Origin of the sequence: Corallococcus exiguus (genome assembly GCF_009909105.1) — a bacterium.
GTDB lineage: Bacteria > Myxococcota > Myxococcia > Myxococcales > Myxococcaceae > Corallococcus > Corallococcus exiguus.
Genome location: NZ_JAAAPK010000008.1, coordinates 370,938 through 394,672, shown reverse-complemented (window position 1 = coordinate 394,672; position 23,735 = coordinate 370,938). Strand labels below are relative to the sequence as shown.

Genomic DNA, 23,735 nt, shown 5'->3' with positions numbered 1-23,735 from the left:
GCGTGTTCCCTCAGAGAGAAAGGATGGCATACGCGCCCACCTCGTACTCGCGACCCTTCAGGCCCTCGGTGATGCCCCGATCGTTGAGGCCCTCCGAGTACTCATCCAGCATGCGCACCAGCCCCCGCAGGCCGAAGCGCGTGGACACCGCGCCCAGCACCGGCTTCTTCAAGCCGTAGGACAGGTCCCCGCCCAACTGCACCGGGTAGGTGAGGTTGAAGACGCGGTGGTAGTCGTACGGACCCCAGTCGTTGAAGCGCAGCTGGGCCGCGAGCAGCAGCGTGTCGAAGAGCGCGGAGCCGTCCAGGCCGAAGCGGTGGATCTGCCGGTTGTCCTCGCCAGAAGACTGCTGGCTGCCCACGTACGCAGTGCCGTACAGGCGCAGGCGCTGGGTGGGGTTTCCCACCAGGCGCAGGGACGTCTCCCACTCATCGCGGGCCACTGGCGCGCTGCCGAAGGCGATGGTGCTGCCGTCCGCGAGGATGGCGATGCCCGCGTCGCGCGACGTGGGCTGGTGCCGGTAGACGATGTCCAGGCCCGCGGCGAACGGCGCGTCCTCGCGCATGTCGCGGTCCCACGACCAGAACCAGGTGCCCGGCGTCGGGTCGAAGGTGATGAGCAGCTCGCCGCCCAGCGTCTCGCGGTTGTCCAGCACGCTGAACGAGTCCACCAGCACGCTGCGCGGACGCACGCCCGCGTAGTACATGCCGGTGCCAGGGTCGTACGCGTCCGAGATGGTGGGGTTCGGCCCGATGAGGGGCTTCTGGTACAGGACGTTGGGCGACACCTGGATGGAGCCGAACTGCAACGCCGCGCCCAGCTGACCCGCGTAGTGGTTGCCGCGGCCGCTCTCGCGCAGGCTCCAGCCGGTGATGATGTTGCCCTGCTCCGGCCCGCTGTCCGCGACGAGGCCGCGGAAGGAGGACTGCACCAGCCAGCGCACCGGCCCCATGTCGTAGGTGAGCCGCGCCTTGGCGCCCAGCGTGTCCAGGAACTGCACCTTGTCCTGGAGCACGTCGTAGCCGCTGTTGAGGTAGCTGGGGCCGCCTTCCGGAGCGGCGAGCGTATAGGTGAACGTCTCGCCAATGCGCTGGGGCGCGGAGAGCAGACCGCCCACGTCCAGCACCAGCTTGCCGGTGGCGTACTGGAAGTTGAGCGCCGTCCTGCGCGCGATGCGCTCGCGCACCACGGAGGCCGTGGACGACGACGAGCCCTGCGCCAGGTCTTCCTGGTGCACCAGCGTCACGTTCACCGGGCCCACGTTGTTGCGGTACTTCGCCACCACGGAGGGGTTGGCGCCCCAGTACAGCTCCGGCCCGACGACGACCTTCAGTCCATCCATGGCCTTCTTGCCGCTGAACACCACGCCGAAGGGCGCGTTGCCGTGGTAGATGTCCAGGTTCGGCCCGTAGTTCGCCTCGCGGTAGAGGTTGAAGAAGTCACCCTCCTCGCCCCAGTGGTAGTGGCCGGTGCGGTAGTAGCCTTCCAGCGCGAAGTCCGAGCGGTCGAACTTGAACTCCGCCTGGTACAGGGCGAAGCGCTCCAACGCGGACTGCTCACGCGCCGGGGCGCCAGGGCCCACCGGGATGTCACCCGAGGTCGGCGTGGAGGGCGTGCCACGGTTCTCGTAGAACAGGTTGTTGAGCCGGTTCTGCGCCACGTTGCCCACGACGTTGAACGACGCGCGGCCGTAGACGCCGCTGGCCGGCTGCAACGCCAGGTCGAAGAAGATGGATTCGGTGTGGTCCGCCGAGCTCTGGTTGGGCCGCACCGTCGCGATGCTTCCGCGCGACAGTGAGCTGTCGAGCAGCAGCCGCAGGTTCGACACCCGCACCGCGCCGAGCTCCTCCGTGCGAGCCAGCGCCACCGACGAGGTGTAGCCGCTGGTGAGCGCGGACGGACGGATGCCCGCGAAGTAGTCGCGGATGGAGTCCGGGTTGGTCGTCGTTGCGTACGGGTCCAGGCGGAACACGGCCTGGAGGACGTAGTAGGCGGTGCGCGGCTGGATGCCGCTGATGCCGTTGGAGTCCGGCGGGCCCAGGGCCGCGATGCCGAACCACTCCTCGTTCATGTTGTTCTGGCCGGGAACGAAGTCCGCCGCGTAGCCGCCGTTGGGCCACGTCGCGGTGGTGTCGTGGATGGACAGGTTGGACTCCTGGCCGTGCTTCCACCAGCCGTCCACCCACTGGAACACGAAGCCGCCAATGGCGGTGCCGGACAGGCCCTGGCCGTAGCCCTCCAGGTAGATCTGCTCCCACTGCGTGCGCAGGTACTCCGCCTGCGCCACGTGGTCCTCGCGGCCCGCGCGAGCGTCATAGGCGTCCGCGCCGAACTCGCTGAAGAACACCGGCTTGTCGAGCTTGGCCTTCACCTCCGCGAACAGGTCGCGCGCGGTGGGGCCGCGGTAGACGTTCGTGCCCAGCACGTCCAGGTCCTGGCAGTGCTTGGCGATGAGGTCGATGTACTGGAGGTCGCCGTTGGCGATGGACACAGGGTGGTTCGTGTCCCGCTTCTTCACCGTGCGGGCCGCCTCGCCGTAGAGCGAATAGAGCGACTCCGCGCGGGCGGCGTCCTCGTGGCCCGGCAGGGCTTCGATCTCGAACGACGTCCAGTGCAGGCCGTAGTTGTTCTCGTTGCCCAGCAGCCACATCAGCACGCCGGGCACGTCGCGGTAGAGCTCCACCTTCTCCGCCAACGCGCCGAGGATGGCCTTGCGGTGGTCCGGGTTCGAGTAGTCGATGTTGACGACCATGACCCCGTTCACCGGGTGGCCATAGCGTCCCATCAGCGGGTTGAGCAGCGTGTGGATGCCGTAGTTCCGGTAGATGTACTCGACCCAGACAGGCGGGATGTCGTCGAACTGGCGGATGGCGTTGAACCCCGCGTCGCGGAGCATCCCCATCTCTTTCGCCAGCACCTGCTTGATGAAGTCCTCCGGCTGCGTCCAGAGCGAGTACCGGTAGTTCTCACCGATGGGCGTGTAGCCCCAGTTCACGCCGTGGACGGGGAAGTCCTTCCCGTCCACCTGAAGCTTGAAGCCGCGCTCGTCGTGGATGACACGCGTCACCGTCGTGCGCTTCGCGTCCGAAGACACGACGGCCTGCGGGGCCGGAGCCGCCGGCGAAGCGATGGGAGCGTCCGCGGGCGCCTGCGGCTCGGGCGTCGCCTGTCCCGGCACGGGCGCGGCGGCATCCACGGGACCGGCGGAGGGCGGCTGCGCGGTGGGCGGAGACTGGAGGGGCGAGCCCGCACCGGACACCTGGGCCCAGGCCTGGGTGCCACCGCACAACGCCAGACACGTCGTCAGGAAGAGCCTTTTCAAGCGGCCTGCTCCACGTCCAGGCCGTTCTGGGCCACGACGTCGCGATAGAGATGGGCGCTGTCCTTCGGGATGCGCTGCTGGGTGGCGTAGTCCACCCACACCAGGCCGAAGCGCTTGGTGTACCCGTAGGCCCACTCGAAGTTGTCCAGCAGCGACCACGCGAAGTAACCCGCCAGCTTCACGCCCTGCGCGATGGCGTCACTGCACGCCGCCAGGTGCCCGCGCAGGTACTCCACGCGCTGCACGTCGTGCACGCGGCCGTCCGCGCTGGGGGTGGTGGAGTACGCGCAGCCGTTCTCCGTGATGTAGATGGGGCCCGGCTTGTATTCCTTCTCCAGGTGCACCAGCAGGCGCGTGAGGGAGGCCGGGCACACCTCCCAGTCCATGTCCGTCTTGTCCGGGCGCACGAACACGGTGCGCGGCGCGTTCTGCTCTTCCGGGATGCGGTTGCTGCGCAGGACGGCGCGCGAATAGAAGTTCACGCCCAGGAAGTCGGTGGGCGCGGCGATGGTCTCCAGGTCGCCGGGCTGGATGAAGTCCAGGTTCGGGGACGCGATGCGGCCCGCCTTCACGTGGTCTTCAATCACGTCCTGCGGGTAACCCCGGCCGTAGAGCGGCTCCAGGAACCAGCGGTTGAAGCCGCCGTCGAAGTCGCGCGTGGCGTCCGCGTCCTCCGGGCTGGGCGACGCGGGCTCGCCCGGCGTGAGGTTGAGGGTGATGCCCACCTCCGCGTTCTTCACATTGGCGCGCAGCACCTTCACCGCGTTGCCGTGCGACACCATCAGCGTGTGCGCCGCGGCCAGCATCTTGGACCAGTCCTTGTGGCCCGGTGCGTGCTCGCCGTTGCCGTAGCCCAGGTAGCTGATGCACCAGGGCTCGTTGTGGGTGATCCAGCGATTCACGCGGTCGCCCAGGGCGCGGCTGATGACGTCCGCGTACTCCACGAAGGCGTCACCGGTGGCGCGCGCGGGCCAGCCGCCCTGGTCCTCCAGCACCTGCGGCAAGTCCCAGTGGTAGAGCGTGACGAAGGGCTCGATGCCCGCGCCCAGCAGCGAGTCCACCAAGCGCGAGTAGAAGTCCACGCCCGCCGCGTTCACCCGGCCCCGGCCCTCCGGGAGGATGCGCGGCCACGCGATGGAGAAGCGGTAGGACTTCAGCCCCATCCAGCGCATCAGTTCGATGTCCTCCGGCCAGCGGCGGTAGTGCTCACAGGCCACCGAGCCGTCGGACTTGTCTTGGATCTTCCCCGGGGTGGCGGAGAAGCGGTCCCAGATGGACTCGCCCCGGCCGTCCACTCGGGTGGCGCCCTCAATCTGATACGCGGAGGTGGCCACTCCCCAGAGGAAGTCAGGAGGAAACTGACGCATCGGCGGTAACTCCTTTCGGAACTTCAAGGTGGCAGCGGACGAGGTGATTCGCGGCCGGCAGGACGTCGGGAGGCGTGAGGGTGGAGCAGCGAGGCTCGGACACCGGGCAACGAGGAGCGAAGGGACAGCCCACGAGCGGCGGCGACCCCGTGGCGGGGCGCACCGGCAGCGCGGCCTGGAGGAAGTCGTCCCCATCCGGCACCGCGGACAGCAGCAGCTTCGTGTACGGGTGGCGCGGCTGGCGCAGCACTTCGTCCGCCCTGCCCGCCTCCACCACGGTGCCCGCGTAGAGCACGAGGATGCGGTCGGCCAGGTGGCGCGCGCTCGCCAAGTCGTGGGTGATGAACAGGATGCCGATGCCGCGCTCCTGCGTGAGGCCGCGAAGCAGCTGCAGCACTCCCTTGCGCGTGGACACGTCCAGCATGGACGTGGGCTCATCCGCGATGATGACCTGCGGCTCCACCGCCAGGGCGCGAGCCACCGCCACGCGCTGACGCTGGCCGCCGGACAACTCATGCGGGTAGCGCTTCGCGAAGGCCTCCGCGGGCGTCAGGCCCACGGACTCCAGCAGCGACAGCACCCGCGTGCGCAGGCCGGACTTCGGCACCCGGCCATGGCGCACGAGCGGCCGCTCCAGGTGATAGGCCACCGTGTGCACGGGGTTGAGGGATGCGAACGGATCCTGGAACACCATCTGCACCCGGCCGCGGTAGTCGAGCGACGCCTGCGCGCTGCCGTCCGCCAGCACGTCGCGCCCGGCGAGCCGCAGCTGCCCCGCGTCCGGAATGTCCAGCCGGGCCAGCAGCCGCGCCAGCGTGGACTTGCCGCTGCCGGACTCGCCCACCAGCGCGACGATCTCCCCCGGCTGGAGGGAGAAGGACACGCCCTTGAGGATGGGCTTGCGCTCGCGGGAGAAGAAGCCGCCCGCCAGGAAGCTGCGGGTGAGCCCTTCCGCCTCCAGGAGAGGCGCGCTCATCGGTGACCTCCGGGGATGGCGGCGACGCGCGTGGACGGCCGGGACACGGACAGCTCCGGCGCCTTCTGAACCGGCGGCGGCGCGGCGTCCTTCGCGGACAGGTGCGGGAACGAGGACAGCAGCAGCTGCGTGTACGGGTGGCGGGCCCCGGCGCGCAGGTTGGCGGACGTGTCCACCTCCACCAGCTTGCCGCCCTGGAGCACGCCCACGCGGTCCGACAGCGCGAGCAGCAGCGGCAGGTCATGCGTGATGAAGAGCATGGCGAAGCCCAGCCGCTGCTTGAGCTCCACCATGCGCTGGAGCAGCTCCTTCTGCACCACGACGTCCAGCGCCGTGGTGGGCTCGTCCATGATGACCAGCCGGGGCTCCAGCGCCAGCGCCAGCGCGATGCCCACGCGCTGCCGCATGCCGCCGGAGAGCTGGTGCGGCCACGCCGTCACCAGGTCCGGAGACAGGCCCACCATGCCCAGCAGCTCCCGAGCGCGGGCGTAGGACGTGGCGCGCGACACGCGGCCGTGCGCCGCGAGCGTGTCGTGGAACTGCTCGCCCAGCGTGAGCACCGGGTTGAGCGCGCTCATGGCGCTCTGGAACACCATGGACACCTGGCGCCAGCGGAACGCGCGCAGGGCCGGGCCCTCCAGCGCGGTGACGTCCATGCCGTTGAAGAGGATGCGCCCCTGCGCGACGCGCGCGGAGGAAGGCAGGAGGCCCAGCAGCGCGGAGCCGATGGTGGACTTGCCGCTGCCGGACTCACCCGCCAGGCCGAACACCTCGCCGGGCGCCACGTCGAACGACACCGAGTCCACCACGCGGGAGGCGCCCTTCTCCGTCGCGTAGTCGATGCACACGTCCTGCACGCGCAGGAGCACGCCCGGCACCGGCTTCTCCAGGTGCGCGCGCGGGGCTGTGCTCGCGGGCAGCGCCGCCGGCTTGTGCACGCGCAGCGAGGGGTTGGTCAGCTCGTCGATGGCGGAGCTCAGCAGCGTGAGCGCGAAGCCCACCAGCGCGATGCACATGCCCGTGGGGACGAAGATCCACCAGGAGCGCGTGAGCAGCGCCGCGTCGTTGCCGGCCCAGTAGAGGTTGGTGCCCCACGTCACCACGCTCACGTCGCCCAGGCCCAGGAACTCCAGGCCCACCTGCGCGCCCACGGCATAGAGCGTGTTCCCGATGAACGATGAGCCCACCAGCGACGCCATGTTGGGCAACAGCTCCCGCGACACGATGCGCGAGTGGCTCTCCCCCGTCACCACCGCCGCGGACACGAAGTCGCGCCCGCGCAGGGCCAGCGACTCCGCGCGGAACACGCGAGCGTTCCAGGCCCAGCCCGCCACGGTCAGCACCGCCACCATGCGCAGCGGGCCGGACGGCAGGTATGCGCCCAGCACGATGGCCAGCGGCATGCCGGGAATGACGAGGAACACGTTGGTGGTGAGCGACAGCACGTCGTCCACGCGGCGGCCCAGGTAGCCGGCGGTGATGCCCACCAGCGCGCCCACCAGCGTCACGAGCGCGCCCACCGCGAAGCCCACCGCCAGCGTCTGGCGCGCGCCCACCACGGTCTGCGCGAGCACGTCCTGTCCCTGGCCGGTGGTGCCGAACCAGTGCGCCGCATTGGGCGGCTGGTGCGGCCGGCCCACGAGGTCCGAGGGGTCCATCACGAAGAAGGGCCCCACGACCGCGAGCAGCAGGAAGAACAGGAGCAGGCCGCCGCCCACCGCCGCCTTCCGGTGGCGGGAGAGCCTTCGCAGGAAGTCACGCATGGGCGCGGGTCCTCGGATCCAACCAGAGGCAGATGAGGTCCACGGCGAAGTTCGCCGCGAGCACCGCCAGCGTGATGACCAGGAAGAGCCCCTGCATCAGCGGGTAGTCCTGGTTGCGCACGGCGAGGATGAGCAGGTAGCCCGTGCCCGGATAGGAGAAGACGATCTCCGTCAGCAGCGAACCGGACAGCACGAAGCCCACCGCCATGCCGAAGCTGGTGACGTTGGGCAGCAGCGCGTTGCGCGCGGCGTAGCGCAGCATCACCTGCCGGGGCGGAAGGCCGCGCGCGTGCGCCAGGCGGATGGAGTCCGTGCCCAGCGTGGCCACCATCGTGTTGCGCATGCCCAGCATCCAGCCGCCCAGCGTGGCCACCACGATGGAGGACGCGGGCAGCACCGCGTGGCGGGCCACGTCCGCGGCGAACGCGAACGACAGCCCCGGCTCCATGTCGTGCCCGTACGCGTGGCGCAGCGGGAACCACCCCAGCACGAAGCCGAAGAGGTACAGCGCCAGCATGGCCAGCCAGAAGTACGGGAAGGCCCCCAGGAACGCGAGCGCCGGAGCCAGCCCTGAGTCCAGCCACCCGCCGCGGTTCCACGCGGCGAGCACGCCCAGGAAGGACCCCAGCACGAAGCTGATGATGACGGCCACGCCAGCCAGGGCCACCGTCCACATCAGGCCCGTGCCGATGACCTCCGTCACCCGCGCGGGAAAGTACGCGTACGACATGCCCAGGTCGCCCTGCACCAGGTGCTTCAGGTAGGTGAAGTACTGGGCGTAGAGCGGCGCGTCCGTGAAACCGAAGGCGGCCTTCAGCGCGCCCATGGCCTCCGGCGCCACCTTGCCCTCGAAGCGCGCGAACATGGCCGCGGCCGGGTCGCCGGGAGCCAGGCGCGGAATCACGAAGTTGAGCGTGAGCGAGGCCCACGCGGCGATGAGGTAGAAGCCCATTCGCCGGAGGATGTAGCGGCCCATGGTCAGCGCTCCCTCGGGGACAGCTGCGTCAGCACCAGCAGGCTGTCGGGCTCCGCGTGCGGCGCGAGCCGCGCGTAGGGGTTCTGCTCGGTGGGGAAGCCCGTGAAGCGCGAGGAGTTGGACTCGCCCCAGGACGGGTTGGGGAACAGCGGGATGGCGGGCGCGGTGGCGGAGAAGCGCTGCTGCACCTGGGACATCAGCGCGTGCTGCTCCTCCGGCGTGCCGGCGCGCTCGAAGCGCACGAGCAACTCATCCGCCTGCGCGTCGCCCATGCGGTGCCAGTTGGCCGCGGCCACCTCGCCCACCGGCCGCACCGTGCGCGGTGACAACAGCCACTTGTAGAAGTTGTACGGAGTGGGGCCGTCCAGCGACCAGGAGATGGCCAGCTGGAACTCGCCCTTCTGCAGGCGCGTGAACCAGGTGCCGAACTCGTACGTCTTGAGCGTCACGCCGATGCCCAGCTTGCGCAGGTCGCGGCCCACCACCTGCCCCGCCCGCACCCAGTCCGACCACCCGCTCACGACCTCCAGATCCAACGCGAAGGGCTGCCCGTCCTTCAGGCGCCGCATGCCGTCCGTGCCGCGCGTGAGGCCCGCCTCGTCCAGGAGCTTGTTCGCCGCGGCCAGGTCGTAGTGCGTCCACGTGTCCTTGGCGACCTCCGCGTCCTTCCAGCCGGTGTACGCGTCGTTGAGGGCGGTGGCGTCCGCGGGGCGGGTGTAGCCATACATGGCCACCTCCACCAACCGGTCGCGGTCCAGCGCCATGCTCAGCGCCTTGCGCACGCGCACGTCATCCAGCGGCGGGCGCGTGGTGTTGGGATAGAGGAAGACGGTGCTGCCGTAGAGCGGGAACCAGCGCGCGTGGTGCGCGGGGTCTCTCGACACGAAGGTGCGGTCCACGGCCGGCACGAAGTTGCCCGCCCAGTCCACCTCCCCCTCCACGAGCGCCATGTTGGCCTGGTCGTTGGTGGGGAACGCGAGGAAGCGCAGCGCGGACACCGCGGGCTTGCCGGGCTGCCAGTAGTGCGGGTTCCTGCCCAGTTCGTAGACCTGGTTGCGGAACAGCGTCACCTGGGTGAACGGCCCGGTGGCCACCGGCTCCGGGTTGGTGAACGTCACCGGGTCCGCGACGTCCTTCCACACGTGCTGGGGCACGATGATCTGATGCGCCAGGTCGCTGAAGCCCGGCAGGTATACGCGTGAGAAGGTGAAGGCGACGGTGCCCTTCCCTTCCGTCTTCACGTCCGTGAGGAAGCGCCACACGCCGCCCGCGTCCAGCGCCGGGTGCTGCTTGAGCAGGCCGAAGGTGTAGACGACGTCGTCCGCGGTGAAGGGCTTGCCGTCGGACCAGAGGACGCCGTCGCGCACGTTGAAGCGCAGCGTGAGCTGGTCCTCCGACCACGCGTGGCCGGTGGCGAGCCACGGCACCCACTTGCCCTGCGCGGAGCTGAAGATCTCCATGCACTCGTACACGCCCGCCCGGGTGGGCCAGCGCGCACCGGCGCCCGCGAACAGCGGGTTGAAGTTGCGCACCCACGCGCTCTGCTGCTCCACGGAGACGAAGAGCACGCCCGGCGGCCGGGGGCGCGGCTCGGACGAGCACGCCACCAGCAGCGCCAACGGCAGGAGCGCGCGGGCGAACCTCACTGCGCGGCCCTTTCGTAGACGCGCACGTAGTCCACCTTCATCGTCTGCGGGAACACCGTCTTGGAGTCCGGCGGGCCCACGAACGAGCCGCCCACCGCGATGTTCAGGATGATGAAGTGCGGATGGTCGTAGACCCACTTCCGGCCGGACGGCAGGCTCTTCGGCGTCACCTCGAAGAAGACGGTGTCGTCCACGATGAAGCGCAAGAGCTCCGGCTCCCACTCCACCGCGTAGATGTGGAAGTCCTCGGCGAGCGGCGGTCCGGAGACGGCGTGCTGGCGGCCGATGTTCGAGCCACCGGAGTAGCCCGGCCCGTGCACCGCGCTGCTGACGACCGAGGGGATCTGCCCCTTGTGCTCCATGATGTCGATCTCGCCGCAGGCCGGCCAACCGACGGAGTCCACGTCCGCGCCCAGCAGCCAGAACGCCGGCCAGATGCCCCGGCCCGTGGGCAGCTTGATGCGCGCCTCGATGCGGCCGTAGGCCTTGCTGTAGCGGTTCTTCGTCGTCAGGCGCGCGGACGTGTAGTCGTTGTTGCCGTAGCGCTCACGGCGCGCGGTGATGGCCAGGTGGCCCTCGCCGTCCAGCGACGCGTTCTCCGCCCGCGACGTGTTGTATTCGTACTGGCCATTGCCCCACCCGTCCCCGCCCACGTCCGGGACCCAGCGCTCCTTCGAGGGCAGCGAGCCCGCCGGACCCTCGAACTCGTCCTGCCAGACGACTTCCCACCCCGTGCCCGGCTGCTCCGTGACGGGCTTGGGTTGCTCGTTTTGCTTGTTATCCAGACCTGCTGCCGGATCACACGAAGCCATTCCCAGGCCCGAGAGGGCCAGGGCGAGGACAAGACGGCGCGAAGTCATGCACTTCTCCCGACGTGCTGCGTGGGAAAGAGGGAGCGGTCGCGCAGCGCCTCCTGGAGCACCAGGGTGGCCGCGCCCACGGCGATGGCCCGCTCTCCCAGCACCGACGTGACGATGCGCGTCTCCGCCATGGAGACAGACAGGGCGCGCTGCCGCACGGACGCGCGCAAGGGGTCGAGCAGCATCTCGCCCACGGAGGAGATCTCCCCTCCCAGCACGACGATGGCGGGGTTCAACAGGTTGAGCAGGCCGCCCACGGCGATGCCCAGGTAGGCGCCCATGCCGTCGATGATCTGCTTCGCGGCGGCGTCACCCGTGCGGGCGCCCTCCACCAGGTCGCGCACGGTGGGGCCCTTGCGGCCGCGGGTGCCCATGAGCTCGCGTGCGCGCTCGGTGAGCGCCGTGGAGCCGATGAGGGTGACGAGGCAGCCCCTCAGGCCGCACACGCAGAGCGGGCCGTTGGAGTCGACCGGGATGTGGCCGATTTCACCGGCCATTCCGCCGGCGCCCCGGTACACGTCGCCGTGGATGATGTGACCGGCGCCGATACCGGTGGCCAGCTTGATGTACGTGAGATCCTCGCCGCCGGAGCCCGCGCCCCAGAAGCACTCCGACAGCGCGCCGAGGTTCGCGTCGTTGTCCACGAACACCGGCATGTCGAAGGTGGTCTCGAACCACTCCTTCACGTCCACGTGCTTCCACGCGGGGAGGATGAGGGGGGACATCTTGCCCGGGGCCGCCGGGTGCACGGGGCTGGGCACGGCCACCCCCATGCCGACGACGGAGCGGCGCGGGACGCGCTCGGCCTCCAGGCACTCCTGGACCAGCTCCTTCGCCTTCTGCAGCGACCCTTCCGGATCGCCGCGCACCGCGTGGCTCGCCTTGCTCTGCGTGCGCACGCGGCCGCGGAGGTCCGTGAGGACGACGGTGACGTGGGAGGCGCCCAGTTCGACGCCCACCAGGCTGAACGCTTCGTCGCAGAAGCCGATGAGGGTGGGACGGCGGCCCCCGCGGGAGACCCCGGCGCCAATGCTGCGCACCAGGCCCGCCTGCTCCAGGTCCGCGACGATGGCGGAGACGGTCGACGGGCTGAGCTCCGTGCGCCGGGCGATCTCCGCCCGGGAGATCTGACGCTCGCGCCAGATCATGTTGAGCAGCAGGCCGCTGTTCTGCGCCCGCATGCCCGCCGCATCGACCGTCAACACCGCCGTTCCCGCTCTCATCGTCCGCTCACGTTCCTGGGTTGGCGCACGGGGCGCTCAAGGGGAGGTCACTTCCACTGGATGTCGTCAATGAAGAGCACGAGCGGCTTGACGTCCAGCCCGCCCGCCGACCAGCCGAAGCCCGCGCCGACCTCGGCGTAGCGAACCTTGCTGATGTCGAGGGTGTACTGCTTGGGCTCGTTGGTCAGCGTGACGTTGATCTTCTTGGTGAAGCCATCCTTGGTGGTGTCTCCATAGCCCACGAAGAAGTCGACGACCTCTCCGCCGGACTCACCCCAGGCGTAGAAGGTCACGGACTTCGCGCCGTCCGGCACCAGGAAGCCGACGCGCGGGTCGTCCGCCCAGGCGCCTTCCGGGAACTGCCAGAAGACACCAGCCCAGGCGTCCCCCTTCTGGGTGGCGGTGAACTTGTGGCAGTTGCCCAGGCCCGCGCCCGGACGGGGCGTGTGGCAGATGGGCTCGTCCACCAGCCCCCCCTGCCCGCCCGCTCCCATGTAGCCGCTGGCCGCCCAGGTGCCGTCCACCGCCAGGGGCAGCGTCGTCTGGGTGCCCGCGTCCACACCCGCGTCCGTCTCCGTGCCCGCGTCGGTGGTGGTGCCGGCGTCAGTGTTCGTCCCGGCGTCCGTCTCCGTGCCCGCGTCGGTGTTGGTGCCCGCGTCGGTGTTCGTCCCGGCGTCCGTGTTGGTGCCCGCGTCAGTCTTGGTACCGGCGTCGTTCTGGGTGCCAGGCGTGGGGTCGTCCTCGGGATCACAGGCCCCCACGAGCCCCGCGAGCGCGAAAACTCCGACAGCCGTCAACGTCCACGCGAAACGCTTGTTGCGAAGCATGAATCCCCTCCGGGTTGTCTTGCTGGGATGACTTCGTTCTTACGGCGAAGAAATCAAAACCTGCTGGAATCCGTCGCTCGCATGCCGCGTCGCGTCACCCATACAACCACCCGCCAGAGGAGAAACCGCCGTCTCCCGCCGCCGGGGCTCCTGCTACCTGGAGCCGCCCTGCGTCCCCGCCCACCGCGAACATGCGAGTTCGTTCGATTGACGAAGAAATACCAGCCCCCTTTACCCATTTGCAAGCAGCCGAGAACGCGTTGCGCGGCGTAAACCGGTTGATGCGGTGCGCCGTGGATTCAGGGATGTGTTGGTTTGGGTGGGAGCGCGGGCAGACACGGCCCTGCCCCGGTCAGGGGCGAGCCACGCGTCACTTCCCGCGATGCCTCAGGAACGTCAGTGCGTCACTGGCGGCGGACCGATCATGCGCCGGACCATGCCAAGCAGTTGCTCGATGTCGAAGGGCTTGGGCAGGAAGCCCGCGCATGGCAGGTGCTGCCAGAAGTCCGGCGGGCTGGCGCTCATCATCACCACCGGGACGTCGCGCAGGGCCGGGTCCTTCTGCATGGACTCCAGCACCCCGGGCCCGTTGAGCACCGGCATCATGTAGTCGAGCAGGATCATCGACGGGCGCTCCTGGCGCATCCGCTCCAGGGCCTCGCGGCCGTTGAGCGCCGTGGCCGTGCGGTAGCCTTCGTCGGACAGGAGGTCCCGGACGGCCTCCACGATGCCGAACTCGTCGTCGACAATGAGGACGGGCCCCATGGTCACGTGCCTCGGCGCTTGGAGACGTTCCGGCGCGGCTTCGACGGTGTCCCCGCTTTGGCGGTAGACCTGTTGCCCGCGCGCGGTTTGCGGCGCGGCTTCGGCAAGGGGGTCGGCTCCGGAGTCCGCGTGCGCGCGAGCCCCGTCATCAACATCTGCCCTTCCGCGAAGGGCTGGCCGACCTTGAGCCCCTTGTTCGTGATCTCCAGCTCGCGCACGGCGGGATCGAAGGCGCTGTTGCGCACCTTCAGCACCGCGATGAAGCGGCGCAGCCCGGAGTGCAGCTCCACCATGCGCAGGAACAGGATGTTCTCCGCCACCATGGAGATGCCCTTGAGCGGGAACTTCACCTCCGGGCCAAAGGCGGAGGTGGTCTCGGCGGTGTAGATGAGCGTCACCTCGCGCACCCGGCACTCATTGACGAGCGCCGCCAGGAAGCGCGCCACCCGCGTATTGCGGGTGGAGGCGCGGCGGAGCGCCTCGTAGCCATCCAGGAAGATGCGGCGCACCCGGCCGCTGCGCACGATGGTCAGCAGCTCCGTGCCCAGCTTGTCGAGGATGTTCTCCGTGGGCGGCCGGAAGCTCACCTCCAGGTCCCCGCGCTCCATCAGGGGCTGCAGGTGCAGGCCCACGCCCGCCGCCTGCGCGAGCATCCGCTCCGGCGCGTCGTAGAAGGCGAAGTAGTGGCTGCGCTCCCCCTGGCGGGCGCCTTCCGCCAGGAAGCACAGGCCCAGCAGCGTCTTGCCGCTGCCCGGAGGCCCCAGGAGGATGGTGGTGGAGCCCGAGGGCACGCCCCCCTTGAGCATCGAGTCCAGGCCGGCCACACCGAAGGCGTCGCGATCTCGCTTCCCCGCGCCGGGCACCAGGTTGCCGTCCACCATGGACTCCAGGCGGGGATAGACGGTGAGGCCGTCACCGGTGATCTCGAAGCCGTGCTGCCCCAGCTTGTACGCGCTGCCCCGGAACTTGCTCACGCGCAGCTCGCGCAGGGTGCGCACTCCGAAGTTCTTCTGCTGGAGCAGCAGCAGGCCATCCACCATCGTGTGCTCCGCGCGCAGGCCCTTGTCGCCCCCGGTGGTGAGCACCACCGTGGTGCAGCCGATGAGGCCCGTCACGACCTGGAGGCCGTGGATGAACTTCTTGAGCGCCTGCCGCGACGGCGCCAGTTCCTCCGCCGCCAGCAGTCCGTCCAGCACGAGCAGCGAGGCCTTGTGCGACTTGATCTCCTTGCGCACCAGCTCCGCGAGCGCGTCCAGCCCGCCCTGCTCCAAAATCGTGAAGGCGCTCAGGTAGCTGATCTTCCCCGGCACGCAGGCCGGGTCGAAGAACGACAGCGTCTGGAGGTTGCTCACCAGCTCCGTGTGCGACTCGGCCAGGAGCGTGAGGTAGAGGACCCGGTGGCCCTGGGCCGCCTGATGGAAGCAGATCTGGTTGGCGAGGATGGTCTTGCCCGCGCCCGGCAGGCCCAGGACCATGTACATGCGGCCCTTGCGCAGGCCGCCGCACAGCACGGTGTCCAGTCCGGGGATGCCCGTGGCCATCCGCTGCTCTTCACGTGGACCGCCCGGCGTCATCACGCGCTTCCTTCCTGGGCGCCAGGCGCCGAGCCGGACCGAGAGGAACGGCCCAGGGTGGACTCCATAGTCCAGACCCTGATTGAAGGCTCAACAATCTGGGCAGCGTGCGTTCCTGGACAATCACGCATGCCCCGACTCGCTGCCCGCTCAGCGGGCGGCGTTGGCGTCCGTCGCCGGGACGGGAGCCGCGCCCCCTGTCAGCGGCTTGAGCGACGCGCGCAGGGCTTCAATCTGGGCGCGCGCCTGGTTCTTGAGTGACTCCACGTCGTCCATCGTCATGCCCTTGGTGGAGATGGGCGTGCCCACCGTCACCAGTCCGCGCGACGTGGCGAAACGCCACGAGTGCTTGGGCAGCGCCAGCCGCGTGCCGCTCACCGCCAGGGGCAGCACGTCCGCCTGCATCTCGATGGCGAGCCGGAAGGCGCCGTCCTTGAAGGGCAGCAGCTCATCCGTCTTGGAGCGCGTGCCCTCCGGGAAGATCATCACCGGCATCCCCTTGAGCATCCACTCCTTGCAGCGCGCCATGGCGCCGGTGGCCGAGTCGCGGTCGCCGCGCTCCACCGAGACGTCCCCGGCGAGGCTCATCATCCAGCCCACCACGGGCACCTTGAAGAGGCTCCGCTTGCCCAGCCACTTCATCTCCCACGGCAGGAAGGAAATGAGGAAGCAGTCCGCGTTGGATTCGTGGTTGCTCACCACCACGGTGTTGGGCGCCACGCGGTCCGGCACGTTCCCATGCACGCCGAAGCGCCAGAAGGGCGTGAGCTTCGCGGCGGTGACCCCCACCAGGCGGAAGCAGCGGCCCGCCACGTAGCGGCGCTTGTCGAACAGGAACGTGAGGATGAACAGGGAGAGCTGGACGAAGAAGCCCACCAGGGCGACGAGGCCCACTTCGACCCAGGTCCAGATGGAGAGCAGTGCGTTCATGAGAGGTGTCCCTTGGGCATGAGGGGGTTCAGGTGAGGACCGCGGGGTCCAGGTCCACGCTCACCGGGCAGTGATCCGATCCGTGGACGTCCGGGTGCACGGAGGCCTTCTTCACGAAGGCGAGCGCCGCGGGGGTGGCGAGCACGTAGTCGATGCGCCAGCCGATGTTCTTCTCGCGCACGCCGGCGCGCTGGCTCCACCAGGAGTAGTGACCGCCCTCCGCGTTGAACTGGCGGAAGGTGTCCACCCAGCCCGCGCGGATCCACCGGTCGAACTCCTCGCGCTCCTCCGGACGGAAGCCGCTCGTCTCGCGGTTCTCGCGCGGGCGTGCCAGGTCGATGTCGCGGTGGGCGGTGTTGAAGTCCCCCATCACCAGCACGCGCTCTTTGTCGCGCAGGGGCTTCTCCAGGCGCGCGAAGAGGCGGCGGTAGAAGTCCAGCTTGAAGGGGATGCGGGAGAGGTCCCGGTCCTTCCCGTTGCCGTTGGGGAAGTAGCCGTTGACCACGGTGAGCTTGCCGTAGCGGGCGAACTGGAGGCGGCCCTCCGCGTCCATCTCCGGCGAGTCCAGGGTGGTGGTGAGGTCGTCCGGTTCGTGGCGGCTGAAGAGGCCCACGCCGCTGTAGCCGGGGCGCTCCGCGGCCACGAAGTGGGTCTTCCAACGACGGGGGGCGCGCACCTCCGCGGGGAGCTGCTCCACGCGGGCGCGCACCTCCTGCAGCCCCACGATGTCCGCCCGGGCCTTGGACAGCCACGGGAGGAAACCCTTGCGGTGGATGGAGCGCAGACCGTTGACGTTCCAGGAGACGACTCGCACGCCCCCGCTTATGGCGAAAGCGCGCGGGTATTGCCAGCCCCCACCGCTCCTGGACGGACGGTGGGGGCCGTTCACTGCTCAGTGCGTCAAGGCGTTTCCGTGCCGCTCGCCTTGTTCTGCGGGCCGCGCTGCGTGCGGATGATGAAGTCCGCGTTGTTCACGTCCGTGTCCCGGCTGTTGCCCTTCGTCGCATCCGCCCCGCTGCCTTCCATGGTGGCGGCGGACGAGCCCGCGTTGGCCTTGCGCTCGTAGCTGCCTGCGGTGGCAGGAGCACCGTTGACGGAGGCGCCCTCCGGCTGGTCCGCGGTCCCGTAGCCCACCTTGTCCACGGCCTTCTCAGAAGCGCCCGTGCCGAGCGTCGAGGGCCCGATGCGGATGTGGCCGCCAGCGGCCGCCATGGAGAAGGTCGTGCCCCAGCTCGCGTCACTTGCCACGGAGCCAGCGTACTTGGAGTTCGTCAGCAGGAAGAAGCCGTGGGCCGCGATCTTCGAGTTGGCGGGGATCACGTAGTTGCCGCTGTAGGCCGTGCCTCCGGTGGCCTTCATGTACTGCAGCTTCCAGCCACCGATATTCACCTCCGCGTTCGTCGGGTTGTAGAGCTCGACGAACTCGTCATCCGCGCCCGCGGGACCCGAGTACGCCAGCTCACTGATGACGACGTGATCGGTCGTCGGGGCGGCGGTGACCTGCGCCTGGGCGGACACGGACTGGCCGTTGAGCGTGGCCACGATGGTGCCCGTCGAACCGGCCGCGCCGGCGGTGAAGACGAACTTGGCGGAGAGCTCGTTGGCCGGCACCGTCACGGTGGCCGGCACGGAGCCCACGTTGCCCGTCGTGGACAGCGCCACGGACGTGGCCGACGCGGCCGGGATGTCGAGCGTCACGGTGACGTTGGCCGTCTGACCGGCGGCCAGGGACACCGTCTCCGGCGACAGGAACGCCAGCGAGGCCGCTTCCGTCGCACCGAGCACGCGCACGGTGGCGGTGCGCGAGTCACCGCCCAGCGTGGCCGTCAGCGTCGCCTTGGCGGAGCCCGCCGCGTCGTTCGCCGTCACGATGATCGCCGCGGAGCGCGAGCCCGCGGGCACCGTCACCTGGCCGTTGTTCGCGATGACGACCGAGGGGCTGGACGAGGTGACCTGGATCACGACGTCCGCGGTGGCATTGGCGCTCAGCGACACCGCGAGCGGCTCCGGAATCGTCTCACCCGTGGTGCCCGAGCGCGCGAAGACCGCGGCCGGCTCCAGCGCGTTGAGCGTCGCCGTGGTGCCCGCGTCCGAACCCGTGCCCGCGTCCGAACCCGTGCCCGCGTCCGGAGCCGGGCCACCGTCGGTGGCGCCGCCGTCCGTCTCCGTGCCGGCATCCGTGCCCGCGTCCGTCTCCGTGCCGGCGTCCGTGCCCGCGTCGATCGTGCCCGCGTCCGTCTCCGTGCCAGCGTCCGTGCCCGCGTCGACCGGGCCAGAGCCGCCGTCCGTCTCGGTGCCCGCGTCGGTGGTCGTGCCGGCGTCAGTGGTCGTGCCGGCGTCCGTCTCGGTGCCCGCGTCGGTGGTCGTGCCGGCGTCCGTCTCGGTGCCCGCGTCGGTGGTCGTGCCCGCGTCCGTCTCCGTACCCGCGTCGGTGGTCGTGCCGGCGTCCGTCTCGGTGCCCGCGTCCGTCTCCGTGCCGGCGTCCGTCTCGGTGCCAGCGTCAGTGCCCGCGTCCGTGTTGGTGCCCGCGTCGTTCGTGGGCGTGGTCACCTGACAGCTGTTGTTGCAGCGGTCGCCTTCGACGCGGTTGCCGTCGTCGCACGCCTCGCCACTCTCGATGATGCCGTTGCCGCAGACAGGGTTCTTGTCGTCATCACCACCGCACGCCGACAACACCAACAGCACCGCTGACAAAGGGACCAGCAGATGCCGGGAAGACCAGGACATGGAGACTCCGTGTTGAGTACTGAGCCTCCTCACAAACCACAAAATTACAGGCCGACGCAAACCCCTCCCCGTGACTTCTCGCTCACGGCCATCGAACCCTCCGGGTCACGGGTTTCTCAAGACCTGGCAGTGCGGATGGGTCATCTGGACCGGCCCGGCTTCAGCCAGGAGTCCCGGGGGTTTGCGGGGAGGCTCAATCCGCCAATCCATGCGCATCCAGGAAGCCCCGAACGGACTGGGCGATCTCCGTCCCGGCCTCCAGGAGGCCCGCGTGGCCGGCGTCATCCACCTGGAGCCAGTGGGCCTGGGGCAGCGCGCGGTGCAGCCGCTGCACTTCCGACAGGGGGACGAGGACGTCATCGCTCGCGGCGATGATCAGCACGGGCACCCGGATGGAGGGGAGGACGTCCCAGGCGTGGCCCTCCGTGAGGCCTCGCAGCGTGCGCCAATAGGCCTGCGCGCTCATGTGGTAGAGCGCGTCCAGGAACTCGGCGATGTCCTCGCGCGGAGCCCGGGGCCGCAGCGCGCCCACGGCCCGCGCGAGCGGATCCGCCAGCGGGGTGGCGAGGAAGGCCTTCACCGCGGGCGCCACCACCGGCACCCAGGGCGTCCCCGCGGCCAGCACCCCCTTCGCGGCGGACAACGCGAAGCGGGATCCCCAGCGCGGATCCGCCGAGCCCGGCACGCCCGGCGTCCCCGCGATGAGCGTCATGGACGGCACCAGATCCGGCCGGCGGCGGTAGAGCTCCAGCAGGATGCGCACGCCCATGGAGAAGGCGATGTGGTGCGGGGGCTTGCCGTCGCCGCGCGCCATGGCCGCCTCGGTGACGCGCTCCAGGTCGTCCACGTGCACCTGGACGCGGTAGTCGTTGTCGCGCGACTCCTCGCTCATGCCATGGCCGCGGTAGTCCCAGTGCACCACGCGGTGGTCCTGCTCCAGGTCGGCGACGATGTGGCGCCAGAAGTTCTCCGACGTGCCAATGCCGTTGGTCAGCAACACCGTGGAGCGGTCCGCGAGCGCGGCGTCGCGGCCCTCCTCCGGCGTGCCCGAGCTGTGGGTGTGGACCGCAACCCGGGTGCCATCCGGGGCGGAGACGAGGTGCGTGGCGCGACGGTAGGGCATCCCTGCCCACCATGCGGCCGGGCAGGCGCGGGTGCAAGGGCCGACAGCCCATCCCACGAGTGCGCCCTCCCCTGTCCGCGCAGGCCAAGGCTGGACGCGCCGGGGCCTCCAGGCAATGGTGCGCGCGATGATCAGCGTGGAGGCGGAAGGGTTGGACGTGGCGGCCGTGCTCGCCCACTACGAGGCGCACGGCTTCGCGCGCCTGGGCCGGGTGCTGGACGACGCGGGCGTGGAGGCCCTGCGCGAGCGGGCGGACGACCTGATGCTCGGCCGCGTGGTGTACCCGGGCATGTTCTTCCAGCCGGACGCCACCACCGGCCGCTACGAGGACGCCCCCCTGGGGCTGGGCTGGCAGGGGCCGTCCCTGGACTACCGCAAGCTGGAGAAGCTGGAGAAGGATCCGCGCTTCCTCGCGTGGATGGAGAACCCGCTGTTCGAACGGATCGCCCGCGCGCGCATCCCCGGCGACATCGTCCTGTACCGCGCCATCCTCTTCCACAAGGGCCCCGCGGGCGGCAGCAACCTGCCCTTCCACCAGGACGGCGGAAAGCTGTGGGGCCTCACGCGCGAGCCGGACCTTCAAATCTGGACCGCGCTGGACGACGCGCCGGAGGGCGGCGGTTGTCTGGAGGTGATTCCGGGCAGCCACCGCGCGGGCCTGGTGACGTCACTGGGCGGCGTGATTCCTCCGGACCGCGTGGAGGCGGCGGACGCGGAAGGACACGTGGTGCCCCTGCCGGTGCGGGCTGGAGAGGCGCTGCTCGTGCACAACCACATCTGGCACCGCTCCGGTCGCGGCCGGCCCGGACAGCGGCGGCGCGCGTTCTCCGCCTGCTACATGAGCGCGGACACCACCTGCGTGCGCAAGAAGAAGGCCCCGCGCGTGTTCCCTCCGATGTTCCGTCACCCGGTGCGCGGCGGCTGAAAGGCCCTATCATCCCGGGCGTGTCCGGACACCCTGGAGTCCTCGTCGCCGAGCAGCCCCACTACCTGCCGTGGGTGGACTTCTACGAGCAGGTGGCCCGCGCCGGAACGCTGGTGGTGCTGGACGACGTGCAGTGGCTCCGGCGCGGTTGGCAGCGCCGCACGCGCGTCGCCCTGCCCCACGGCGTGCCCACGCCGCCCCCGTCCGAGCCGGGCTTCCAGTGGCTGTCCATCCCGCTGGAGGATCCGCACCGCGACACGCGCATCCGCGACCTGACGGTGGATCAGAGCCAGCCCTGGGCGCGCAAGCACCTCCAGGCAATGGTGACGCTCTACGGAGGCCGGCCGCACTTCCGCGCGCAGGTGCTGCCGCTGCTGGAGCCCTTCTACGACGCCGCCGCGCGCGAGTCCGGGCCGGGGTCGCTCTTGCGCGTGCTCCTGTCCAGCATGGCGCTGTTCCATGCACCGCTGGGCCTGGAGCCGAACCTGGTGCTCTCCTCCACGCTGGAGCGCCGGGGCGAGGACAAGACGCAGCGGCTGGTGGAGTACTCCCTCCAGACGGGCGCGCACACGTACTACTCGGGGACGGGCTCCACGGTGTACCTGAAGCCGGAGCGCTTCCGCGCGGTGGACGTGCGCCTCTTGTGGCAACGCTTCCGCCACCCGGACTACGCGCAGGGGCGCGAGGGGCGCTTCGTGACGGGGCTGTCCATCGTGGACGTGCTGGCCAACGTGCCCGTGGAGACGGTGCGCACGTGGCTCCAGCCGTCACCGTGGGGGCCGTTCGCGGGGGACGGCCCCCAGCCACTTCAGCGGGCGGACGCGGCGGTGGGCGAGGAGTCCGCCGGCTTGTCGAAGCGCACGAAGTAGCTGCGCACGGCGGCGTCCAGCAGCGCGGGATCCAGGCGCGGCGTCTGGCCCTGGTAGTTCGCCATGTCGATGACCTGATCCAACAGGTCGCGAGGCTGGCACGCGGCGAAGGGCCGGTGGTGCGGGCGGTAGTGCTCGTCGATGAGGTAGTCCACGGCGCGCGCGTCGTAGGGCACGCCGCGCTTCCTGCACATCACCTGGAAGATCTCGTGGAACTGCTCCTCGTCCGGGCGCTGCACCTCCAGCTTGTAGCGGACGCGGCGCAGGAAGGCGTCATCCACCAGGGCGCTGGGATCCAGGTTCGTGGAGAACGCGGCGAACACGTCGAAGGGCACCTGGAGCTTCTTGCCGGTGTGGAGCGTGAGGATGTCCACGTCGCTCTCCAGCGGGACGATCCACCGGTTGAGCAGGTCCTTGGGGGACACCTTCTGCCGGCCGAAGTCGTCGATGAGGAGCATCCCGTTGGACGCCTTCATCTGGAACGGGGCCTCGTAGTACTTCACCTCCGGCGTGTAGACGAGGTCGAGCATCTCCAGCGTGAGCTCACCGCCCACCACCACGAGCGGGCGGCGGCAGCGCACCCAGCGGCGGTCATAAGACGGCATGCCGGGTTCGTCCTCCACCGCGCGGTGGATGTTCGCGTCGAACATCTTCACGACGAAGTCGTCGACGAGCAGCGCGTGCGGAACGAAGATGTCTCCCTCGTAGCAGTTGACCATGCCCTGGCAGATGGCCGTCTTGCCGTTGCCCGGGGGGCCATAGAAGAAGATGGCGCGCCCGGAGTTCATCGCCGGACCGATGCCGTCGAAGATGTAGTCGCGGATGATCAGGTCGCCGAACTTGTCCTGCATGCGATGGCGGGTGATGCGATTGCCGCGCACGGTCTGCTGCTTCACGGCGGCGACCCATTCGTTGAACGGCACGGGCGCCGGACCGTTGTAGCGGTTGCGGTCCAATATCTGCCGCAGCACGTCCGTCACGAAGGTCGTGAGCTGGTAGATCATCGTGGAGCGGCCCACGCCGGATCCGCCACCGCCACGGATGTCGATGTACTTCTGCCGGCGCAGGCCTTCGATGACCTCGTCCACCAGCGCGCTGGGCAGTTGCAGGCGCGTGGCCACGTCCATGCCGCGCATCTCGCCCGCGAAGAAGATGGCCTTGAGGACCAGCTCCTCCACGAAGGTCGCGTTGAGGCCGGACTCCTGAAGCGTCTTGGGCTGCGCGGGCCAGAAGCGGTTCGTCGCCTGGGCGTCCGAGCCATCGGCGCGCCGGACGCCGCGCCGCTCCGGGCCTGCGTAGCCCTGCTGCGGCGCCGAGGCGGCACCGCGACGGTCAGGGCCCGCCGGGGGCGCGCCACGGCGGTCCGCCTCCGGGGGACCGCGACGCTCCATGCCGGGAGCCGCGCGACGTTCGGGCTCCTGTGCGGGTGGAGGCGGGCCAGGGGGCGCGGTGCGCCGCTCGGTCTGTACGTCGAGCATCTCCTCGCCGAACGGCGGCGGCGCGCCCGGTGGAGCCACGCCCGCGGACTGCGCGGGAGGCACGCGAGGGCGCGGCATCGGGTCGAAGATGACGGACGGCAGCGGCGCGGACACCGCGGGCCGGGAGCGGGTGGGCTCCGGACGCGGCTCCGCGCCCAGGGCCGCACCGGCGGGTGCGGGTGCGGGCGCGCGCGGACGGGGCGGCGCGGACAGGACGGGGTTCGCCTGCGCGGCGGGCGTCTCCAGCGGGGTGATGTTGCGATTCTCGTCCTGCTCGGCGCCGAGCGAAGACGGACCTGGGCCAGGTGGGGGCCTGCGGGTGAAGTCAGCCATCACAGCTCCGGCGGGGGGGGAGGTCACTGTACCCCACCGTCGTGTCAGCGG

General features: G+C 70.0%; 18 protein-coding genes. 2 read left to right on the top strand and 16 right to left on the bottom strand.

Going from position 1 to position 23,735, the window contains the following annotated elements:
* Positions 1–10 precede the first annotated feature (10 nt).
* The 15 genes from GTZ93_RS27835 to GTZ93_RS27765 all read right to left on the bottom strand — a co-directional run bounded on the left by GTZ93_RS27835 (position 11) and on the right by GTZ93_RS27765 (position 20,079).
* A complete protein-coding gene (locus tag GTZ93_RS27835) occupies positions 11–3,322 on the bottom strand; it encodes a glycoside hydrolase 5 family protein (protein WP_139918235.1) in 3,312 nt (1,103 codons plus the stop codon).
* A complete protein-coding gene (locus GTZ93_RS27830) occupies positions 3,319–4,689 on the bottom strand; it encodes a GH1 family beta-glucosidase (RefSeq protein ID WP_139918233.1) in 1,371 nt (456 codons plus the stop codon). Before GTZ93_RS27830 ends, GTZ93_RS27835 begins: the two co-directional genes overlap by 4 nt.
* Positions 4,670–5,665: an ABC transporter ATP-binding protein gene (locus tag GTZ93_RS27825; RefSeq protein WP_139918231.1), complete on the bottom strand. Its 996-nt coding sequence runs from the start codon at positions 5,663–5,665 to the stop codon at positions 4,670–4,672. Before GTZ93_RS27825 ends, GTZ93_RS27830 begins: the two co-directional genes overlap by 20 nt.
* Positions 5,662–7,428 (bottom strand): dipeptide/oligopeptide/nickel ABC transporter permease/ATP-binding protein, encoded by a 1,767-nt coding sequence (locus GTZ93_RS27820; RefSeq protein WP_139918229.1) that lies wholly within the window; start codon positions 7,426–7,428, stop codon positions 5,662–5,664. Before GTZ93_RS27820 ends, GTZ93_RS27825 begins: the two co-directional genes overlap by 4 nt.
* Positions 7,421–8,404: an ABC transporter permease gene (locus GTZ93_RS27815; RefSeq protein WP_120577654.1), complete on the bottom strand. Its 984-nt coding sequence runs from the start codon at positions 8,402–8,404 to the stop codon at positions 7,421–7,423. Before GTZ93_RS27815 ends, GTZ93_RS27820 begins: the two co-directional genes overlap by 8 nt.
* Before the next feature lie 2 nt (positions 8,405–8,406).
* The gene (locus tag GTZ93_RS27810; protein ID WP_139918227.1) at positions 8,407–10,050 is read right to left on the bottom strand and encodes an ABC transporter substrate-binding protein; all 1,644 of its coding nucleotides are present in this window, start codon (positions 10,048–10,050) and stop codon (positions 8,407–8,409) included.
* Entirely contained in the window at positions 10,047–10,910 is an 864-nt protein-coding gene (locus tag GTZ93_RS27805) for a glycoside hydrolase family 16 protein (protein WP_161663109.1), read from the bottom strand. Before GTZ93_RS27805 ends, GTZ93_RS27810 begins: the two co-directional genes overlap by 4 nt.
* The gene (locus GTZ93_RS27800) at positions 10,907–12,133 is read right to left on the bottom strand and encodes an ROK family transcriptional regulator (RefSeq protein ID WP_139924181.1); all 1,227 of its coding nucleotides are present in this window, start codon (positions 12,131–12,133) and stop codon (positions 10,907–10,909) included. The genes GTZ93_RS27805 and GTZ93_RS27800 overlap by 4 nt, the downstream gene beginning before the upstream one ends.
* Before the next feature lie 47 nt (positions 12,134–12,180).
* Entirely contained in the window at positions 12,181–12,960 is a 780-nt protein-coding gene (locus GTZ93_RS27795) for a hypothetical protein (RefSeq protein ID WP_161663108.1), read from the bottom strand.
* Between the two features lie 396 nt (positions 12,961–13,356).
* Positions 13,357–13,725 (bottom strand): response regulator, encoded by a 369-nt coding sequence (locus tag GTZ93_RS27790; RefSeq protein ID WP_120579753.1) that lies wholly within the window; start codon positions 13,723–13,725, stop codon positions 13,357–13,359.
* A 2-nt stretch (positions 13,726–13,727) separates the two neighbouring features.
* Entirely contained in the window at positions 13,728–15,299 is a 1,572-nt protein-coding gene (locus tag GTZ93_RS27785) for an ATPase domain-containing protein (RefSeq protein WP_139922071.1), read from the bottom strand.
* 150 nt (positions 15,300–15,449) lie between these two features.
* Positions 15,450–16,229 (bottom strand): lysophospholipid acyltransferase family protein, encoded by a 780-nt coding sequence (locus GTZ93_RS27780; RefSeq protein WP_139922069.1) that lies wholly within the window; start codon positions 16,227–16,229, stop codon positions 15,450–15,452.
* A gap of 28 nt (positions 16,230–16,257) precedes the next feature.
* Complete coding sequence (locus GTZ93_RS27775) at positions 16,258–17,043, bottom strand: exodeoxyribonuclease III (RefSeq protein WP_139922067.1); 786 nt, start codon at positions 17,041–17,043, stop codon at positions 16,258–16,260.
* Positions 17,044–17,129: 86 nt separating this feature from the next.
* Positions 17,130–18,956, bottom strand: coding sequence for a lamin tail domain-containing protein (locus GTZ93_RS27770; protein ID WP_139922065.1), 1,827 nt, complete (start codon positions 18,954–18,956; stop codon positions 17,130–17,132).
* A gap of 193 nt (positions 18,957–19,149) precedes the next feature.
* Positions 19,150–20,079: an alpha/beta fold hydrolase gene (locus tag GTZ93_RS27765; RefSeq protein ID WP_139922063.1), complete on the bottom strand. Its 930-nt coding sequence runs from the start codon at positions 20,077–20,079 to the stop codon at positions 19,150–19,152.
* 115 nt (positions 20,080–20,194) lie between these two features.
* Here GTZ93_RS27765 and GTZ93_RS27760 point away from each other — a divergent pair, with 115 nt between their 5' ends.
* Together GTZ93_RS27760 and GTZ93_RS27755 are read left to right on the top strand one after the other, a co-directional pair.
* Entirely contained in the window at positions 20,195–21,004 is an 810-nt protein-coding gene (locus tag GTZ93_RS27760; RefSeq protein ID WP_257979445.1) for a phytanoyl-CoA dioxygenase family protein, read from the top strand.
* Positions 21,005–21,024: 20 nt separating this feature from the next.
* Positions 21,025–21,873 (top strand): WbqC family protein, encoded by an 849-nt coding sequence (locus tag GTZ93_RS27755; RefSeq protein WP_139922060.1) that lies wholly within the window; start codon positions 21,025–21,027, stop codon positions 21,871–21,873.
* Here the strand turns inward: GTZ93_RS27755 and GTZ93_RS27750 are convergent.
* Positions 21,813–23,684 carry an ATPase gene (locus tag GTZ93_RS27750; protein WP_161663107.1) on the bottom strand — a complete coding sequence of 624 codons (1,872 nt, stop codon included), beginning with the start codon at positions 23,682–23,684 and terminating at the stop codon, positions 21,813–21,815. The genes GTZ93_RS27755 and GTZ93_RS27750 overlap by 61 nt on opposite strands.
* Between the last annotated feature and the right edge of the window lie 51 nt (positions 23,685–23,735).

What these genes read in the sequence shown, in the direction of transcription:
- GTZ93_RS27815 (WP_120577654.1), bottom strand. Translation starts at nt 8,404, where the DNA reads ATGGGCCGCTACATCCTCCGGCGAATGGGCTTCTACCTCATCGCCGCG.
- GTZ93_RS27795 (WP_161663108.1), bottom strand. Translation starts at nt 12,960, where the DNA reads ATGCTTCGCAACAAGCGTTTCGCGTGGACGTTGACGGCTGTCGGAGTT.
- GTZ93_RS27825 (WP_139918231.1), bottom strand. Translation starts at nt 5,665, where the DNA reads ATGAGCGCGCCTCTCCTGGAGGCGGAAGGGCTCACCCGCAGCTTCCTG.
- GTZ93_RS27750 (WP_161663107.1), bottom strand. Translation starts at nt 23,684, where the DNA reads ATGGCTGACTTCACCCGCAGGCCCCCACCTGGCCCAGGTCCGTCTTCG.
- GTZ93_RS27780 (WP_139922069.1), bottom strand. Translation starts at nt 16,229, where the DNA reads ATGAACGCACTGCTCTCCATCTGGACCTGGGTCGAAGTGGGCCTCGTC.
- GTZ93_RS27800 (WP_139924181.1), bottom strand. Translation starts at nt 12,133, where the DNA reads ATGAGAGCGGGAACGGCGGTGTTGACGGTCGATGCGGCGGGCATGCGG.
- GTZ93_RS27805 (WP_161663109.1), bottom strand. Translation starts at nt 10,910, where the DNA reads ATGACTTCGCGCCGTCTTGTCCTCGCCCTGGCCCTCTCGGGCCTGGGA.
- GTZ93_RS27790 (WP_120579753.1), bottom strand. Translation starts at nt 13,725, where the DNA reads ATGGGGCCCGTCCTCATTGTCGACGACGAGTTCGGCATCGTGGAGGCC.
- GTZ93_RS27830 (WP_139918233.1), bottom strand. Translation starts at nt 4,689, where the DNA reads ATGCGTCAGTTTCCTCCTGACTTCCTCTGGGGAGTGGCCACCTCCGCG.
- GTZ93_RS27770 (WP_139922065.1), bottom strand. Translation starts at nt 18,956, where the DNA reads ATGTCCTGGTCTTCCCGGCATCTGCTGGTCCCTTTGTCAGCGGTGCTG.
- GTZ93_RS27820 (WP_139918229.1), bottom strand. Translation starts at nt 7,428, where the DNA reads ATGCGTGACTTCCTGCGAAGGCTCTCCCGCCACCGGAAGGCGGCGGTG.
- GTZ93_RS27760 (WP_257979445.1), top strand. Translation starts at nt 20,195, where the DNA reads ATGGTGCGCGCGATGATCAGCGTGGAGGCGGAAGGGTTGGACGTGGCG.
- GTZ93_RS27785 (WP_139922071.1), bottom strand. Translation starts at nt 15,299, where the DNA reads ATGACGCCGGGCGGTCCACGTGAAGAGCAGCGGATGGCCACGGGCATC.
- GTZ93_RS27765 (WP_139922063.1), bottom strand. Translation starts at nt 20,079, where the DNA reads ATGCCCTACCGTCGCGCCACGCACCTCGTCTCCGCCCCGGATGGCACC.